Source organism: Streptomyces sp. NPDC001714, assembly GCF_042892755.1.
Lineage (GTDB): Bacteria > Actinomycetota > Actinomycetes > Streptomycetales > Streptomycetaceae > Streptomyces.
The window spans coordinates 460483-477389 of the sequence record NZ_JBIAUL010000003.1 but is presented as its reverse complement, the minus strand read 5'-3'; the positions used below and the strand labels follow the sequence as shown (position 1 = coordinate 477389).

The window sequence follows — 16907 nt, the reverse complement described above, 5'->3', positions numbered from 1 at the left end:
GGGACAAGTCGACAGCGGAGCATGAGTCTGTCGACAAATCGCCCTACAGACCTTCGGTGCGGCCCCACCCATCCACATCACCCTTCGTCCACTCGTTTCCCATGGTTCATCTTTTGGGGCGACGCCTTTCCACTCGAAAGAGGGTGTTGCCCCGGTTTGAGGTGGGAATTCCTCTCTTCACGCACCGCTCGGGGAGTGATCGATTCCGAAGTCCACATCTCTTCCACACACCCTGTGGATAACTCTCGCGAGAGTGCGGATCCCTGTGGACAACCCCACCCCCAAGTCCCGCTCCTCACAAGGAAATCCAGTCAACCTCGGGCCGCACGCTTGCCCCGTCCCGGGGAGTGAGACACTTTTTATTGACACACTCGGCAATTCCCCCATAACGGAGCGTAAGCCGCGATTCGGAACACGTGAGAATAGTGATTCGTGGGGGGCAACCCCGCACCGGTAGCCTTGGCTCTGTGATTGACCTTCGCCTGCTCCGTGAGGACCCCGACCGTGTGCGCGCGTCCCAGCGCGCCCGTGGAGAGGACGTCGCGCTCGTCGACGCCCTCCTCTCCGCCGACGAGCGGCGCAGGTCCTCCGGCGTCCGCTTCGACGAACTGCGCAACGAACAGAAGCAGCTCGGCAAGCTCATCCCCAAGGCCTCCGCCGACGAGAAGGCCGAGCTGCTGAAGAAGGCCGAGCAGCTGAAGGCCGACGTCAAGACCGCCGACGCCGAGCGCGACGCCGCCGACGCCGAGGCCCATGAGCTGCTGCTCAGGCTCGGCAACCTCGTCCACCCCGACGTGCCCGTCGGCGGCGAGGAGGACTTCGTCACGCTCGAGGAACACGGCACCATCCGTGACTTCGGCGCCGAGGGCTTCGAGCCCAAGGACCACCTGGAGCTGGGCCAGCTGCTCGGCGCGATCGACGTCGAGCGCGGCGCCAAGGTCTCCGGCTCCCGCTTCTACTTCCTGACGGGTGTCGGCGCCCTGCTGGAGCTGGCGCTCGTCAACGCGGCGATCGCCCAGGCCACCGAGGCCGGCTTCACGCCGATGCTGACCCCGGCGCTGGTCCGCCCGCAGTCCATGGCGGGCACCGGCTTCCTCGGCCAGGCGGCCCAGGACGTCTACCACCTCGACAAGGACGACCTCTACCTGGTCGGTACCTCCGAGGTGCCCCTCGCCGCGTACCACATGGACGAGATCATCGAAGCGGAGCGCCTGCCCCTGCGTTACGCCGGTTTCTCGCCCTGCTTCCGCCGCGAGGCCGGCTCGCACGGCAAGGACACCAAGGGCATCTTCCGCGTCCACCAGTTCGACAAGGTGGAGATGTTCTCCTACGTCGCCCCCGAGGACTCGGAGGCGGAGCACCAGCGTCTGCTGGCCTGGGAGAAGCAGTGGCTGACCTCGCTGGAGCTGCCGTTCCGGGTGATCGACGTCGCCACCGGTGACCTCGGCGCCTCGGCCGCCCGCAAGTTCGACTGCGAGGCGTGGATCCCGACGCAGGGCAAGTACCGCGAGCTGACCTCGACGTCGGACTGCACGGAGTTCCAGTCCCGCCGGCTGTCCATCCGGGTCCGCGACGGCAAGCAGGTCAAGCCGCTGGCCACGCTCAACGGCACGCTGTGTGCCGTACCGCGCACCATCGTGGCGATCCTGGAGAACCACCAGCAGGCCGACGGCTCGGTGTACGTGCCCGAGGTGCTGCGCCCGTACCTGGGCGGCCGGGAGGTCCTGGCGCCGGTGTCCCGGTGAGCTTCCCCTACGGGCTCATCGCCACCGACCTCGACGGGACGCTGCTGCGCTCCGACGAGTCCGTCTCCCCGCGCACCCGTGAAGCGCTCGCCGCGGCCACCGCGGCGGGCGCCGCACACATCGTGGTGACCGGCCGGGGGGTCCCCTGGACCCGGCACATCCTCGACGACCTCGGCTACGACGGCCTCGCCGTGTGCGGCCAGGGGGCGCAGGTGTACGACGCCGGCGCGCACCGCCTCCTCACCTCCGTGACGCTGGACCGGCAGCTGGCCGGGGTCGCCCTCGCGAAGATCGAGGCCGAGGTCGGACCGCTGTACCTGGCGGCGAGCCGTGACGGCCTCGACGGCGACGTGCTGGTGGGGCCGGGGTACGCGGTGACGGGCCGTCTCCCGTCGACCCCCTTCACGGACGCGGCCGACCTCTGGGCGGCCCCGCTGAACAAGATCTACATTCAGCACCCGGAGCTGTCCGACGACGAGCTGGCGGAGGCCGCACGGCAGGCCGCCGGGGGTTTCGTCACCGTCGCCATGGCGGGCGAGGGAATCGTCGAGCTGCTGCCGCTCGGCCTCTCGAAGGCGACGGGCCTGTCCCTGGCCGCGCGCCGGCTGGGCCTCAGGTCCGCCGACACGATCGCCTTCGGCGACATGCCGAACGACATCCCGATGTTCGCCTGGGCGGCTCGGGGGGTGGCCATGGCCAATGCTCATGAGGAGCTGAAGGCTGTGGCGGACGAGGTGACGTCTTCCAACGAGGAGGACGGGATCGCGGTGGTGCTGGAGCGTCTGCTCGGCTGAGCTTGTCAGTCGGCCGCGGGTTTGTGGGGGCTGAGCGCGCAGTTCCCCGCGCCCCTGACGGGCGCTCCAGTTCAAGTCTGTTCAATGCTCGCGGAGGATGCACGGATCGAACGTGCGCGGGCTTTCCAGGCCCGACCACGGCTTAGCAAGCCGGTGCCTTACCACTCGGCCAATCCTCCGGGTGGGCGGCCCACGCGAGAGCGACCATCGCGTGCTCGAAGCGGCCGCCCCGGGCAGCTACATGGCGATCCGCCGCAGGCTGCCCTGACGGGAGCGGGACGTACTGTCGTGCATGGACATCGTCCGGCTCCTCTCCCAGACGGTGGGGTGACACAACAACTGTGCCTTTGAGCCGAGTTGGCCGCCACTGATTAAAAAGAGGCCCGCTGAGGCGCCCCTTCGGGGGCGCGGGGAACTGCGCGACCGGCCCCCACCGGCCCGCAGTTCACAACGACGGCCTATCGCCGCCACCACTTGCGCCGGCCCTTGCTGAAGAACCACCCGGCAGGCGGCTCGTCCGACCGCCACGGCTGCGGTTCCGGTGCCTCCGCCCGCCACTTCGCGGCCAGCATCCGCGCTCGCGCGGAAGGCTCCGAAGTCCCCGCGGACCGTATGAAGTCCTCGTCCAGGACGACCCCGTCCCAGTCGCCGTCTCCGACAAGCTCAGCCATCCCCGCGCCTCCTACGCAATGCATCCCCTTTGGCCCAGTCTGCCCGGCCCCAGGTGAAGTCCCCGTCAGTAAAGCGGGCGTCTACTCCTCGCCCGCCAGCGTCAGCGAGCGCAGCTTCTGGCCGGCGTACCAGGTGGCCAGGACCGTCACCACGACCAGCAGCACCGTGCCCGTCGTCAGGGACACGTCGGACGTGACCAGGTCGCCGCCGGTCACCTTGTGGGCGACCGCCAGGGACCACTGCTGGACGCTCAGCGTCCGCGCTCCGGGGACCAGGGAGCCGAACAGGGCCTCCCAGACCAGGGCGTAGACGAGCCCGAAGACCACCGCGTGCCGGGACACCGTCCCGAGCAGCAGGAAGAGCGCGGCGTAGGCGATGGAGGCGACCAGCGCGGCGACCGTGTAGGCGACGGCGATCTGCTGGCCGTTGCCGTTGAGGATGAAGCCCGCGATCAGCGTCGGCAGGGCCGAGAACACCATCGTCACGGCGATGGCCACGATCAGCTTGGTGAAGATGATCGTCGGCCGCTTGATCGGTTTGGACAGCAGGTACACCACCGAGCCGTCGTCGATCTCCGGGCCGATGGCGCCCGTGCCGGCGATGACGCCGATGATCGGCACCATGGTGGCGAGCCCGAGGCCGCCGAGCAGGTCGGCGGCCGTCTGGTCGTCGGCGCCCGCGAGGCCGCGGACGACGACGGAGATCGCGATCAGCAGCAGCGGCAGGGCGCCCAGGATGAGCGCCCGGCGGCGGCCGAGCAGGGCCCGGTAGGTGAGCCGGGCGACTGTGGGGTCGTACATCTTCGGCCTCCTACGCCGCGACCAGATACGAGAACACGGATTCGAGGGACTCGTCGGACGGCGAGACCGTGAGCAGCCGGATGCCGTGGTCGCGGGCGACCTTGGGCAGCAGGGCGGTGAAGCGGCCGAAGTCGACGGCCTGGATGCGCAACGCGCCCTCGGCGAGGTCGACTTCGATGCCCGAGGTGGACGGGTCGGCGATGAGGGCGGCCGCGAGGGCGCGGTCGTCGCTGGAGCGGACCAGGTAGCGGTGCGGGCGGTCGGTCATCAGGCGGCGGATCTTGCGGAAGTCGCCGCTGGCCGCGTGCCGTCCGGCGACCACGACCTCGATGTGCCAGGCGAGCTGCTCGACCTCTTCGAGGATGTGGGAGGAGAAGAGGACCGTGCGGCCCTCGTCGCCCATGCGCCGCAGCAGCTCCATGAGCTGCATGCGCTGGCGCGGGTCCATGCCGTTGAAGGGCTCGTCGAGCAGGAGCAGGGACGGGTCGTGCACCAGGGCCGACGCCATCTTCACGCGCTGGCGCATGCCCTTGGAGTACGTCGAGATCTTGCGGTCCTGCGCGTACTCCATCTCGACCGTGGCCAGGGCCTTCTGGGCGGCCTTGGCGCCGAGGCCGTGCAACTCGGCGTTGGCGACGACGAATTCGCGGCCGGTGAGGAAGTCGTACATCGCCTCGCGCTCGGGGACGATGCCGATGTGCTGGTAGATCGTCTCGTTGCGCCAGGTCGGCTGCCCGTCGAGGGTGACCGTGCCGGTGGAGGGGGCGAGGAAGCCGCCCATCATGTTGATGAGGGTGGACTTGCCGGCGCCGTTGGGGCCGAGGAGGCCGGTGACGCCGGGGCCGATGGTCATGGTGATGTCGTTGACGGCGACCACGTTGCCGAACCAGCGGGAGACGTGGTCGATGGAGAGCGTGGTCACAGTCCCACCTTCTTGTAGCGGCGCAGCAGAAGGCCGTAGCTCGCGGCGATGAGGCCGAGGACGACGAGCAGGTACACCGCGCCCTGGGCGTGGGAGGGGCCGTCGCCGCCCGGGAAGGTGTTGGTGCCGCCGAGCAGGGCGGTGCTCAGGCCGCCGATCAGGGTGACCGGCGAGAACAACCCGATCCACGCGATGGCGCCGGTGCTGCCCTGGGAGTCGGCGATGGCCTGGAGGGTGGAGACCGCGCCGTAGGAGATGGTCAGTACGGCGATCACGGCGGCGATGCCGAAGCCGCGGCGCGGGGTGACCGCCGCGATGACCAGGCCGATGCCGGCGAAGAGGAGGGACAGCAGGGCCACGGAGAGCAGTCCCTGGCCGAACCCCTTGGTCTGGTGGGTGAAGTCCATCTTGGAGAGCAGGGCACCGACGTACAGCACGAGCAGCGGGGCGCCGGTCAGGATGAACATCGCGGAGGCCAGGGCCGCGAACTTGGCCTGGACGTAGTCGGCTGTCTCGATGGGCCGCGAGAAGTACAGCGGGATGGTCTTGAAGCGCAGGTCGCGGGAGACGGCCTGGGGTGCCTGCGAGGCGACGTACAGGCTGATGACGGCCTGCATGATGATCGCGTACCGCGTGTAGGTCACCGGCAGGTCGTGCGCCTTGGTGGCGACGGCGACGGCGACCATGATGGCCGCCGGGACGCACATCACCGCGAACAGCAGCATCGGCAGGACCTTGGACTTGACCGAGCGGCCGAGGCCGTAGGAGCCGCGCAGGGTCTGCGAGTAGAGGGACAGGCGGGCGTACGCGCGGCCGAGGCGCGGGCCGTCGTAGCCGCGGTAGCCGATGTCGTGGATGCGGGACTGGTCACCCGGTCCCGCGATGGGCTGGTCAACCGCCATGGACGGTCGCCTCCTTCCGCTGCTCGTCGTCGCTGGTGAAGACCTCGGAGATGTGGTGCCGGCGCTGCTCCATGCGCACCAGGCCGAGGCCGAGGTCGGCGACGACGTCGCGGACGAGGTCGTACGTCTCCTCGCCCTGGGCGGTGAGCAGCAGGATGTGGCCGGCGCCGGGGAGGCCGCCGCCCTCGTGGTCCGTCTCCACCCCGCGCGCGTGGAGCGCGTCGCGCACCGCGCGGGTGCCGTCCGGGTGCTCGTCGCTGTCGGTGACCTCGATGGCGAGGGTGGTCGTGGACTGCGTGAAGTCGGTGGTGGAGCTGGAGCGCAGCAGCTTGCCGCCGTCGACGACGACCACGTGGTCGCAGGTGCGTTCCAGCTCGCCGAGCAGGTGCGAGGTGACCAGGACCGAGATGCCGAAGTCGGTGTGGATGCGGCGGATCAGGCCGAGCATCTCGTCGCGGCCGACCGGGTCGAGGCCGTTGGTCGGCTCGTCGAGGAAGACCAGCTGCGGGTCGTGCACCAGTGCCTGTGCGAGCTTCACGCGCTGCTTCATGCCGGTCGAGTAGCCGCCGATGGGGCGGTACCTCTCCTCGTAGAGGCCGACGTGGCGCAGGGTGTCGGCGGTGCGCTCGCGGGCGGCGGCGGGCGGCAGGCCGGACATGCGGGCCATGTGCACGACGAACTCGGTGGCCGAGACGTCGGGCGGCAGGCAGTCGTGCTCCGGCATGTAGCCCACGCGCTCGCGGATGGCGGCGCCCTTGGTCGCGACGTCGAGGCCGAGCACTTCGGCGCGGCCCTCGGTCGCGGGGGACAGACCCAGCAGGATCTTGATCAGGGTGGACTTGCCGGCGCCGTTGGCTCCGACGAGTCCGGTCACACCGGGTCCGATGTCCACGGACAGCCGGTCGAGCGCGGTCACCCGGGGGAACCGCTTGCTCAGGCTTTCGGTCGCGATCACAGTCACGCCATAGAAGGTAGTGATACGGGCCACTGCGGTCGTCAGACCCTGGAGCAGTCTTCGCGTCACTCTCGAGTATTACGGCGCCCTAGGGGATCCCCTGCTTGAGAGCTACGCAGAGTTATCCACAGGCCCCGATCCCGCCTATTGACGTTCTCTCTAACAACTGTCACATTCGCCAGTGTCAAGTTACGGGCACGTACCGCAGTCGACGGAGACGGGGCGGATGACGACGGCAGTGGCATCGAAGGAAGAACGCGCCACAGAGCTCGAGGGTTTCCGGCGGGTGCAGCGGCTCGCGTACGAGTGCGCGGAGGCGGTCGCGGCCCGGCTGGAGCCGGGGGTCACCGAGCGCGAGGCGGCCCGGATGCAGCGCGAGTGGCTGCGCGCGCGGGGCGTGCGGGACTGGTTCCACCTTCCCTTCGCCTGGTTCGGCGACCGCACGGCGTTCACGGGCTTCCGCATACCGCTGCAGTTCTTCCCGACCGACCGCCGCCTCGAGCCCGGGATGCCGTTCATCCTGGACCTGGCCCCGGTGTACGAGGGCTGCACGGCCGACATCGGCTACTCGGGCTCCCTCGGGCCCAACCCCGTCCAGGACCGGCTGCTGACCGACCTGGAGGCGCACCGGGAGCTGATCCTGCGCGAGGTGCGCGAGCGGCGCCCGCTGCGCGAGATCTACGAGGACGTGGACCGCCTCATGGTCCGCCAGGGCTACGCCAACCGGCACCGCGCGTACCCCTTCGGCGTGATCGCCCACAAGGTGGACCGGGTGCAGCAGCGCCGCTGGTCACCGCATGTGTTCGGGTTCGGCACCCAGTCGCTGAAGGGCCTCGCGGCCGACGCGCTGCACGGCCACCGTGAGGGCTGGTCGCCCCTGTGGTCGCCGTACCGCTTCTCCGACCATCCGCCCACGCCGGGCCTGTGGGCGGTCGAACCGCACCTCGGATTCCGGGGCACCGGCGCGAAGTTCGAGGAGATCCTCGTGGTCACCGACTCCCGGGATCCCGAGCAGAGCGCCTTCTGGCTGGACGACGATCTGCCGCACGGGCGGCGCTGGGCGGAGGACAAGTGACCGAGATCGAAGGCGCGCGCGAGCGCCGGGTGCGTACCGGGGGCGTCGACCTGTGCGTGGCGGAGCTGGGCGACCCGGCGGACCCGACGGTCGTCCTGGTCCACGGCTACCCGGACAGCAAGGAGGTCTGGGCCGGCGTCGCGGCCCGCCTGGCCGAGCGCTTCCACGTCGTCCTGTACGACGTCCGCGGCCACGGCCGCTCCACCGCCCCGAAGCCGCTGCGCGGCGGCTTCACCCTCGCCAAGCTCACGGACGACTTCCTGGCGGTGATCGACGAGGTCAGCCCGGACCGCCCGGTGCACCTCGTCGGCCACGACTGGGGCTCGGTGCAGTCCTGGGAGTTCGCCACGGTGGGGCGCACGGAGGGCCGTATCGCCTCCTTCACGTCGATGTCCGGGCCGTCCCTGGACCACTTCGGGCACTGGATCAACGCACGCGTGCAGCGGCCGACGCCCCGCCGGGTGGGCCAGCTCCTCGGCCAGGGCGCCAAGTCCTGGTACGTGTACCTGCTGCACACCCCCGCCCTGCCCGAACTGGCCTGGCGCGGCCCCCTCGGCAAGGCCTGGCCGAGGATCCTGCAACGGGCCGAGAAGCTCCCCGCGGGGGATTACCCGACGGCCTCCCTGCCCTCCGACGCCGCACACGGCGCCTGGCTGTACCGCGACAACGTACGGGCCCGGCTGCGCCACCCGCGCGAGGACGCCTACGCGCACGCGCCCGTGCAGCTCATCACCCCCCTCGGTGACGCGTTCCTCTCCGAGCGGCTGTACGACGACCTGGAGCGCTGGGTGCCCCGGCTCACCCGCCGCACCCTGCCCGACAAGCACTGGATCCCGCGCACCCGGCCGGACCAGGTGGCGGCCTGGATCGAGGAGTTCGCGAGGTCGGTGGAGGACGGCCGGTCGGAGCCGGCGGGTGCCGACCGCCATGCCCAGCGGTTCGGAGGCCAGTTGGTCCTGGTCACCGGTGCGGGCAGCGGCATCGGGCGGGCGACGGCGTTCGCGTTCGCGGAGGCGGGCGCGCGGGTGGTGGCGGTGGACCGGGACGCGGAGGCGGCGGCCCGCACGGCCGAGCTGTCCCGGCTGGTCGGCGCGGCGGACGCGTGGGCGGAGACGGCCGACGTCTCCGACGAGCAGGCCATGGAGAAGCTCGCGGAGAAGGTCCACCGCGAGTACGGCGTCCTGGACGTGCTGGTCAACAACGCGGGGATCGGCCTGTCGGGCTCCTTCTTCACGACGACGACGGAGGACTGGCGGCGGGTCCTGGACGTCAACCTCTGGGGCGTGATCCATGGTTGCCGGCTCTTCGGGGCACGGATGGCGGACCGCGCCCAGGGCGGCCACATCGTGAACGTCGCGTCGGCGGCGGCCTACCAGCCCTCCCGGGCCCTGCCGGCCTACAGCACCTCCAAGGCGGCCGTCCTGATGCTGTCCGAGTGCCTGCGCGCCGAACTCGCCTCCCGGCGCATCGGGGTGACGGCGATCTGCCCCGGCTTCATCAACACCAACATCACGTCGACGGCCCGCTTCACCGGGGTCGACGAGGAGGAGCAGCGCCGCAGGCAGAAGCGCTCCGCGCGGCTGTACGGCATGCGCAACTACCCGCCGGAGAAGGTGGCTTCGGCGATCCTGGAGGCGGTGGAACACAACCGCGCGGTGGTACCGGTGACGCCGGAGGCGCGGGGGGCACGGTGGCTTTCGCGAGTGGCGCCGGGGCTGTTGAGGAGGATCGCCCGGGTGGAGCCGAGGTTGTAGGGCGTAGTTGTTCGGCCGAGCCCCCAAGAGCTCGCCGTGGCAGCCGAGTTGTACGCGGCCGGAGTTCCCCTCCTCGCGATCTCCGAGCGTCTGCGGGAGTTGAGGCTCCACGTCGAGCACATCGCCGCCCGTTTCCTGGAGTTCACCACCGAGCACGTCTTCGCCCGCCACCTCGACGACCCCGACCACCGCACCGACGCCGGTGCGGCCGAGGCGGCCTCGCTCGGACAGCGCCTGCGTCCCCTGGCCCAGCAGAAGGTGGTCGCCGAACTGGCCCGGGCCATAGGCCTGTTCGCGACCCGCGAGGTACGCCGGCAGCTGGGCGCCGGGGAGCAGCCGAAAGCCCCGGAGAAGAAGCGTCCCGTGTCCCTCACGGCCGGCACGATTCAGGCCGCACGGCGTCTCGTTGGCCCGGAGCGCATCGCGGAGTTCGTCGCGCCGGCGGCCGAACGCGAGCTCAGAGCCCGGCACTTGGACACCCTCACCGCACATCACGGCCCTGTTAACGATCTTGACGAACCACCGCGAAATACCCAGCAGTTATCCACACCTCGGCCAATTTCCTTGTGGAAAACCTCACTTGGTTGTGGATCAAACCTGCGACGAAAAATATCTGCGTGATCCGCGTCTCCCCGGCACTCTGATGGCATGAACGCGCGACACAACGAAGGAGCACAGGACGAGCGGCGCACCGTGAAGGTGTCGAAGTACCTCTCGAAACACCTGCGCCACCAGCCCGAACGCATCGGGCTCAGCCTGGACGAGGCGGGCTGGGTGGAGATCGACACGCTGCTCGCGGCGGCAGCGGCGCACGGTTTCCCGGTCAGCCGCGAGGAACTGGACCACGTCGTCGCCGCCAACGACAAGCAGCGGTTCGCGATCGAAGGCACCCGGATCCGCGCCAGCCAGGGCCACAGCATCGACGTCGACCTCGGACTGCCCCCGGCGACCCCGCCGCCGTACCTCTACCACGGCACCGTGGCACGCAACCTGGAGGCGATCCGGAGCGAGGGCCTCAGGCCGATGAACAGGCACGACGTGCATCTGTCGGCGGACCGGGAGACCGCGACGCGGGTCGGTGCCCGGCGCGGGCGCCCGGTCGTGCTGTCGGTCGACGCGGCCGCGATGCACCGGGACGGGCACGTCTTCCACATCAGCGCGAACGGGGTGTGGCTGACGCGGGCCGTACCGCCGCGCTACCTGCGCTTCCCCGCGCCGCACTGACCCCGGCATCATGAGTGGTATGGACCACTCCGGGCGCAGGGAACACCGCGAGCACCTTCCGACCACCGAGGCGGCCGTCGGCGCGCTCCATGCGATCGCCGCCGAGCACGGACGCCGGATCGAGGTCACGCACGACATCGGCGCCGACCGGACCTCGCGGCGCGGCGCGGCGGGCTTCGGTGTCACCACGGACCCGGACGGTTCACTGCCGCACGAGGCGTACGCCGAGTTCGGCGGGGTGCCGAGGGTGAGCGTGCGGCTCCACCCGGACGACGACGCGCTGATCACGGTGGAGGGCGTCGAGTTCCACGACGTCCCGCGCGACGACGTGCCCGCCTTCCTGCACTCCGTCCTCGGCGGCCTGGCCCACGTCCGGGCCCGCCGCTTCCCTCCCTCGGCCTCGCTGGTCGTACCACTGCCCGGGGACCGCACGTACCGGGAGCAGCTGGCCGCGTACCTGCTCACGCCATGGCTGAGCAGCCGCATGCGATGACCGTTCCGGCCGGACCCGAACAGCTATTCTGAGGCCCGCATCAGACAAGGTGAGAGGAAGTCCAGGTGGCGGGTCCGACTGCGCTGAACTCGGTGATCGACGGCAAGGAGACCACCGGGAGTGAGGTCACCTACGAGTCCCGCAACCCGGCACGCCTGAGCGACCTCGTCGCCGAGGTCCGGCTGGCCGACACGGACACCTTCCAGGAGGCCTGTGCGGCGGCACGGCGGGCACAGCACGAGTGGGCACGGGTACCGGCCCCCGTGCGCGGACAGGTGGTCGGGGCCTTCGGCCGGCTGGTGCAGGCGAACAAGGAGAGCCTCGCCCGCCTGGTCACCCGCGAGGTGGGCAAGCCGTACGCCGAGGCACTTGGCGAAGTCCAGGAGATCATCGACACCTGCGAGTTCTTCCTCGGTGAGGGCCGGCGCCTGTACGGGCACACGGTTCCGTCCGAGATGCCCGACAAGCAGCTGTTCACCTACCGGATGCCGGTCGGGGTGGCGGTCATCGTGACCGCGGGGAACTTCCCGGTGGCGGTCCCGTCGTGGTACCTGGCCCCGGCTCTCCTGTGCGGCAACGCGGTGGTGTGGAAGCCCGCCGAGTACGCCGCGGCGACGGCGCGCGCCCTGGCCGAACTCGCCTGGCGGGCGGGGGTGCCGGCCGGAGTCCTCAACCTGGTCTACGCGGACGGTGAGACGACGTCCGCCGGGCTCGACGCCGCGCTGGGCCGCGGTCTGGTGGACAAGGTCGGATTCACGGGTTCGACCCTGGTCGGCCGGACGATCGGCGAACTGTGCGGTCGGCACCTGCAGACGCCGTGCCTGGAACTGGGCGGCAAGAACCCGATGGTCATCGCGCCCGACGCGGATCTGGACCTGGCCGTGCAGGCCGCGCTGTTCTCCGGGTACGGCACGGCAGGGCAGCGCTGCACCTCGCTGGGCACCGTCATCGCGCACGAGGACGTGCACGACGAGTTCCTGCGCCGGTTCGCCGAGGCGGTGCAGGGCGCACCGGTGGGCGAGCCGTCCGCCGACGTCGTCTACGGCCCGCTGCTGGACGAGAAGTTCGCGCGCTCCTACGAGGACACGCTGGGCTGGATCGCCGACCACCACACGGTGCTCGGTTCGAGCGCCGTCGGCAGGATCACGGCCGGGTCGCCCCGCGAGGGCTTCGTCGGCGACCCCTCGGACGGCCTGTACTACCACCCGGTGCTGGTGGACGGGGTCCGCCCCACGGACCGGATCTTCCTGGAGGAGACCTTCGGGCCCCTCGTCGGGGTCACCACGTACCGGACCCTCGACGAGGCGATCGAACTCGCCAACACCCCCGGGTACGGCCTCTCCGCCGCCGTCTGGACCCAGGACCCGGCCACCGCGTTCCGCTTCCGGCAGGGCGTCGGTGCCGGAATGGTCAGCGTGAACAACTCCACCTCCGGCGCCGAGGCACACCTTCCGTTCGGAGGGAACGGCAAGTCCGGCAACGGCAGCCGCCAGTCCGGGGTCTGGGTGCTCGACCAGTTCACCCGGTGGCAGTCGGTGAACTGGGACTTCTCCGGTTCCCTGCAGAAGGCCCAGATGGACGTGGCGACCGTCGAGGCCGACCTGACCTACCGGCTGCCGGCCGCCTGGACCGAGGCCTGAGACGGCCGGTGGCGCCGGCGCGGATGGTCGTACCACCGCCGCCGGCGCCACCGCCGTACCGGACGTGATTCAGGACCGCCGGTCCTTCCAGGTGCGCTGGACGACCGTCCGCGCGTCGCCCATCGTCCACTTCGGCAACGCCGCGAGGGCCCGTTTCGCGTCCTTCCCCGTCTGCAGGAAGACCTGGTCGACCTGGATCCGTACCGGTCCGGAGCGGTTGACGGTGACGGTGTCGCCGTCGAACCGGCCCACGAGGTCGACGACCGCCTCGCCGCCGTCGAAGGACCGGCCGTCGACGGAGACACCGGAGCCCGTCACGGTGATCCTGATCAGCTGGGCGCCGTTCGCGCCGATCCTGACGCGGACCGGCGCAGTTGTTCCGGCGGTGTCGAAAGCCACGGGCCCGGACGGCACGGACACCTTCCGTGCCGTGAGCGCGCCGTCCCGGACCGGCAGCCCGGAATCCTTCGCGACCTGGTCAAGGACGCCCAGTTTCTGGGGCGTGAGGTAGTCCCTGCCCTCGAGTTCGATCCGCGCGTCCTTGCCTCCGGTCTGCTCCTGGAACAGGCTGACCAGCTTGGGGTGCGCGGCGTCGTAGGGCGAGACCAGGCCGACGACCAGCAGTCCGCAGGCGACGAACGCCGTCAGGGCGAGGCCGGTGCGCCGTGGCGGCCGGCCTGCGTGCATCGCGAACGGCGCGACGACCAGGGACAGCGGGACGGCGACCACGGCGGCGGCCACCGCGATCACGGCGTCCATCGGTATCGCGGTAGGCAGCCGGCCCATCATCGGGATCGCCAGCCCGAACAGCTCCTGGGTGAACTGCGCGATCAGCACGAACGACACGAACATCGTCACCAGCGGCGGCACCGCCCGCCAGCGGCCCGGCACCACCAGGACCAGGGCGATCGACACGACCAGCAGCGCCGAGGTGACCCACAGCAGATAGCCCGGCCCCACCCCGAGCCAGGCGGTGACCACACCGAGCACGCCGGTCGCCGCCGCGTTGCCCAGCAGGGCCGTACGGGCCGCCGTGCCCGGCCGGGCCGAGCCGCGGCGAACGCGCCGGCGCTGCAGCAGGAGCTGGGGGGCCAGCGCCGCGAGGACGGTGACGGGCAGCGGCACCAGGTAGACCAGCCACGGGTGCGCGAACCAGGCGTGCGGGCCGATCAGGGACTGGGCACCGCCCACCAGGGCGCCCGCCAGCACGGCCGCCGGAACGCCCAGCAGCGCGCCGCCCGCGGTGGCGGCCACCTGCCCGGGCCGCAGGTGCCAGACCCGGCAGGCGCGCCAGGCCAGCCCCGCCAGGGCGAGCAGCAGCACGAGCGTGCCGATCCTGGTGAGCAGCGGGTCGAGCGTCACCCACCACCGCGACAGCACGTCGAAGTAGTACGGGGCGGGTGCGCGGCTCACGTCCGCGGTTCCGGTCACCTTCGACGCGATGTGCACGGTCAGGTCGGTGACCGCCTGCGCCGAGCCCGGGTCGATGCGGTCGACCCGGTCGTTCGGGGTGTGGTACCAGTAGCCGTTCTCGAACAGGGCGTAGTCGAGACCGGACCAGCCCTGTGCGCGCCACACATGGCTGTCGGTGTCCGAGTTGATGAGCCCCGCCTGGAACAGCCACTGGCCGAGGACCGACCCGTACGGCCGTGAGGTGGTGCCCACCAGGTCGATCAGTTTGCCGTCGTCCTCGCCCGCCTGGAAGAGGATGGGCAGTCCGCCCGACCCGGCGGCCTCGAGGTTGAGGAACCAGCGGACCTGCTTCGCCCAGGGGTGCTTGGTGAAGGCGTCCGCACCGGTGAGCCCGACCTCCTCGCCGCCGTTGAACAGGTAGATGACGGTGCGGTGGTGCTCCCTGCCGGCCAGTTGCCGGGCCGCCTGGAGCACCGCGCCGACGTTGACGCCGTCGTCGGCGGCGCCGGGTCCTTCCATCGCCGAGTCGACGTGGACGTTCACGAGCAGGGCGTCGTCACTGTCGCCGGGCTGACGGGCGATCACGTTCTCGACGCTGTAGTCGACGTTCCGGTCGGTGTAGTGGTACGAGCCCGAAGCGCGCTGCCGTTGCACTTCGAGGCCCGGGATGGTCCTGAGCTCGCCGGCGACGGCGTCCAGTCCCCTCTCCAGCTGCGGGCTCGCGGCGACGTGCGGGCCGAGGTCCTGCAGCTGCCGTGCCGTGGCCAGCGCGCCGCGGCCGGCCGCCCGGTCGGGGGCCGGCCGGGTCGCCCAGTGCGCGAGCGAGAAGGAGACGGCCAGCAGCAGACCCACGGCCGCCCAGGTGGCGGCGAACCGTCCCGCACGGAGCCGCCGCGCGCCGGGCGCGGCCGGCGTCGACGTCTCCGTACGGCTTATGACACTGGTCATTCGTCCGTCCCCCGTGTTCCTCTTACGTCCTGCCAGAACGTGCGCAGTTCGCGTTCGACCGTCTCCGGGTGTTCGAGGGTGAGGGCGTGCGCGGCGTCCGGCACCGTGCCGAGCGTGGCCCGCGGGCAGGCCTCCTCGACGGCCCGTGCCATGGCCTGGAAGCCGACGGTGTCCGCGTCCCCGACGAGCACCCGGACCGGGCAGCGGATCTCGGACAGCCGGGTGGCCGCGGGTTCGGGTTTCACGAAGTCCGGGGTGTCGCGCTGCTGCCGGTAGTTGAGGCGCGACATCTCGGCGACCGCCGTGCGCACGGCGGCGCGCTCCGCCGCCGGTGCGCGCCCCGGTCCGTCGACGAACAGCCGTACCTCGTGCGCGATGAGCTCCTCGACGGACCACGAGTCCTCGGCGGCCTCGATCGCGTCGAACAGCGGGCGTTCGTGGTACGTGACCGGGGCGTCGAAACCCGAGATGTCGGGGGCGAGCAGGAACAGACCCCGGACCCGACGGGGATGCGCCAGCGCGAAGTCGATCGCCAGTCGCGCCCCTCGTGACTCTCCCACCAGGACCGCGGACTCCAGTCCGTAGGCGTCCAGGACGCTCGCGAGATCGTCGATGTCGGAGAACTCGCCGTCCAGGGTCGTCGTGGACCCGCCGAAGCAACGGCAGTCGTAGGCGACGGCGAACATCTCCTCGCGCAGCGCCCGCATCAGCGGGGACCACATCTGCGCGTGGGCGATGCCTGAGTGGACCATGACGGCGGCGGGGGCGGCCGCCGCGCCGCTGCTGTGGGCCTGGAGCGACCCGCCCGGAACTGCGATCATTCGCGTCTGCATGTGTTCATCCTCCGATCGGCTGCTGATGGCAGGCGATCACGAAACCGGCAACTTCTTCGACCTGGTCCAGCAGATACATGTGGCCGCCCTGCCACATCCGGGTGCGGCAGCCGTCGTCCGACTCCTCGGCCCAGGCCGCGAGGCCTTGGGCCGGCACCGCGGAGTCGTCGGTGCCGCCCATGGCGAACACCGGGGCCGAGAGCTTCGGGCCCCGGTGGTACCGGTAGCCCAGCGCCATCCGGTAGTCGGCGCGCAGACCGGGCATGACGAGCTCCAGCAACTCGGGCTGCCGGAAGAACTCCTCCGGTGCCACACCGTGCGAACGGAGGCTGGCGAGGATCTCCGCGTCCGTGGGTGCGGGCCTGTCCGGCAGCGTCCGCGGTGCCGTCATCCCGGACACGGCCAGACAGCGGACCGGGTGCGGGCCCCGCTGCAGGCTGCGGGACAGTTCGAACGCGACCAGCGCGCCGAAACTGTGCCCGAACACGGTGGTCGGGCGGTCGTCCGAGCTGAGCTCGTCGGCCAGGGTGCCGACGAGCAGCTCCATGTCCTCCACCGGCGCTTCCAGCATCCGCTGTTCGCGGGCGGGAAGGTCCGGTGCCCACAACTCCACCTCAGGGGGGAGCCACTTGGTCCAGCTCTCGTAGATGGTCCCGTTGCCGCCCGCATAGGGCAGGCAGACGAGGCGGCTGGTGCCGACACCGACGTTGAGTTGTCTGAGCCACGTCATGACGGCC

16 protein-coding genes and 1 tRNA gene are annotated in these 16907 nt (G+C 70.8%); 8 read left to right on the top strand and 9 right to left on the bottom strand.

What is annotated here, in order from left to right; genetic code table 11:
• The first annotated feature begins 467 nt into the window (after positions 1-467).
• Positions 468-1745 carry a serine--tRNA ligase gene (serS, locus tag ACFY0P_RS10850; protein ID WP_388909677.1) on the top strand — a complete coding sequence of 426 codons (1278 nt, stop codon included), beginning with the start codon at positions 468-470 and terminating at the stop codon, positions 1743-1745.
• Positions 1742-2539, top strand: coding sequence for an HAD family hydrolase (locus tag ACFY0P_RS10845; RefSeq protein WP_388909675.1), 798 nt, complete (start codon positions 1742-1744; stop codon positions 2537-2539). Before serS ends, ACFY0P_RS10845 begins: the two co-directional genes overlap by 4 nt.
• Positions 2540-2630: 91 nt before the next feature.
• On the opposite strand, the gene ACFY0P_RS10840 is transcribed toward ACFY0P_RS10845, so the two are convergent.
• From ACFY0P_RS10840 to ACFY0P_RS10815, 6 genes are all read right to left on the bottom strand, one after another.
• A tRNA-Ser gene (locus tag ACFY0P_RS10840) sits at positions 2631-2718 on the bottom strand.
• Positions 2719-2997: 279 nt separating this feature from the next.
• A complete protein-coding gene (locus tag ACFY0P_RS10835) occupies positions 2998-3210 on the bottom strand; it encodes a hypothetical protein (RefSeq protein WP_388909673.1) in 213 nt (70 codons plus the stop codon).
• Positions 3211-3291: 81 nt separating this feature from the next.
• Complete coding sequence (locus ACFY0P_RS10830) at positions 3292-4011, bottom strand: ABC transporter permease subunit (protein ID WP_093500942.1); 720 nt, start codon at positions 4009-4011, stop codon at positions 3292-3294.
• Positions 4012-4021: 10 nt separating this feature from the next.
• On the bottom strand, positions 4022-4933 hold the full coding sequence (locus tag ACFY0P_RS10825) for an ABC transporter ATP-binding protein (RefSeq protein ID WP_388909670.1): 912 nt from the start codon (positions 4931-4933) through the stop codon (positions 4022-4024).
• Complete coding sequence (locus tag ACFY0P_RS10820; RefSeq protein ID WP_388909667.1) at positions 4930-5835, bottom strand: ABC transporter permease; 906 nt, start codon at positions 5833-5835, stop codon at positions 4930-4932. Before ACFY0P_RS10820 ends, ACFY0P_RS10825 begins: the two co-directional genes overlap by 4 nt.
• Positions 5825-6790 (bottom strand): ABC transporter ATP-binding protein, encoded by a 966-nt coding sequence (locus ACFY0P_RS10815; RefSeq protein ID WP_388910105.1) that lies wholly within the window; start codon positions 6788-6790, stop codon positions 5825-5827. The genes ACFY0P_RS10820 and ACFY0P_RS10815 overlap by 11 nt, the downstream gene beginning before the upstream one ends.
• Before the next feature lie 226 nt (positions 6791-7016).
• Between ACFY0P_RS10815 and ACFY0P_RS10810 the strand changes: the two genes are divergently transcribed.
• The 6 genes from ACFY0P_RS10810 (at position 7017) to ACFY0P_RS10785 (ending at position 12976) form a co-directional block, all read left to right on the top strand.
• Positions 7017-7865 carry a M24 family metallopeptidase gene (locus tag ACFY0P_RS10810; RefSeq protein ID WP_388909665.1) on the top strand — a complete coding sequence of 283 codons (849 nt, stop codon included), beginning with the start codon at positions 7017-7019 and terminating at the stop codon, positions 7863-7865.
• A complete protein-coding gene (locus ACFY0P_RS10805; protein WP_388909662.1) occupies positions 7862-9619 on the top strand; it encodes an SDR family oxidoreductase in 1758 nt (585 codons plus the stop codon). The genes ACFY0P_RS10810 and ACFY0P_RS10805 overlap by 4 nt, the downstream gene beginning before the upstream one ends.
• A 36-nt stretch (positions 9620-9655) precedes the next feature.
• Positions 9656-10240 (top strand): hypothetical protein, encoded by a 585-nt coding sequence (locus tag ACFY0P_RS10800; protein ID WP_388909659.1) that lies wholly within the window; start codon positions 9656-9658, stop codon positions 10238-10240.
• Between the two features lie 27 nt (positions 10241-10267).
• Positions 10268-10843 carry an RNA 2'-phosphotransferase gene (locus ACFY0P_RS10795; protein WP_388909657.1) on the top strand — a complete coding sequence of 192 codons (576 nt, stop codon included), beginning with the start codon at positions 10268-10270 and terminating at the stop codon, positions 10841-10843.
• A gap of 19 nt (positions 10844-10862) precedes the next feature.
• Positions 10863-11336 carry a hypothetical protein gene (locus ACFY0P_RS10790; protein WP_388909654.1) on the top strand — a complete coding sequence of 158 codons (474 nt, stop codon included), beginning with the start codon at positions 10863-10865 and terminating at the stop codon, positions 11334-11336.
• A 65-nt stretch (positions 11337-11401) separates the two neighbouring features.
• Positions 11402-12976, top strand: coding sequence for an aldehyde dehydrogenase family protein (locus ACFY0P_RS10785; protein ID WP_388909651.1), 1575 nt, complete (start codon positions 11402-11404; stop codon positions 12974-12976).
• A gap of 69 nt (positions 12977-13045) precedes the next feature.
• Here the strand turns inward: ACFY0P_RS10785 and ACFY0P_RS10780 are convergent, their stop codons facing one another.
• From ACFY0P_RS10780 to ACFY0P_RS10770, 3 genes are read right to left on the bottom strand one after another with little or no spacing between them, the layout of a single operon-like run.
• Positions 13046-15337 carry a M28 family peptidase gene (locus ACFY0P_RS10780; protein WP_388909648.1) on the bottom strand — a complete coding sequence of 764 codons (2292 nt, stop codon included), beginning with the start codon at positions 15335-15337 and terminating at the stop codon, positions 13046-13048.
• Positions 15334-16170 (bottom strand): alpha/beta fold hydrolase, encoded by an 837-nt coding sequence (locus ACFY0P_RS10775; protein WP_388909645.1) that lies wholly within the window; start codon positions 16168-16170, stop codon positions 15334-15336. Before ACFY0P_RS10775 ends, ACFY0P_RS10780 begins: the two co-directional genes overlap by 4 nt.
• Positions 16171-16174: 4 nt before the next feature.
• Complete coding sequence (locus tag ACFY0P_RS10770) at positions 16175-16900, bottom strand: thioesterase II family protein (RefSeq protein WP_388909642.1); 726 nt, start codon at positions 16898-16900, stop codon at positions 16175-16177.
• Positions 16901-16907 lie beyond the last annotated feature (7 nt).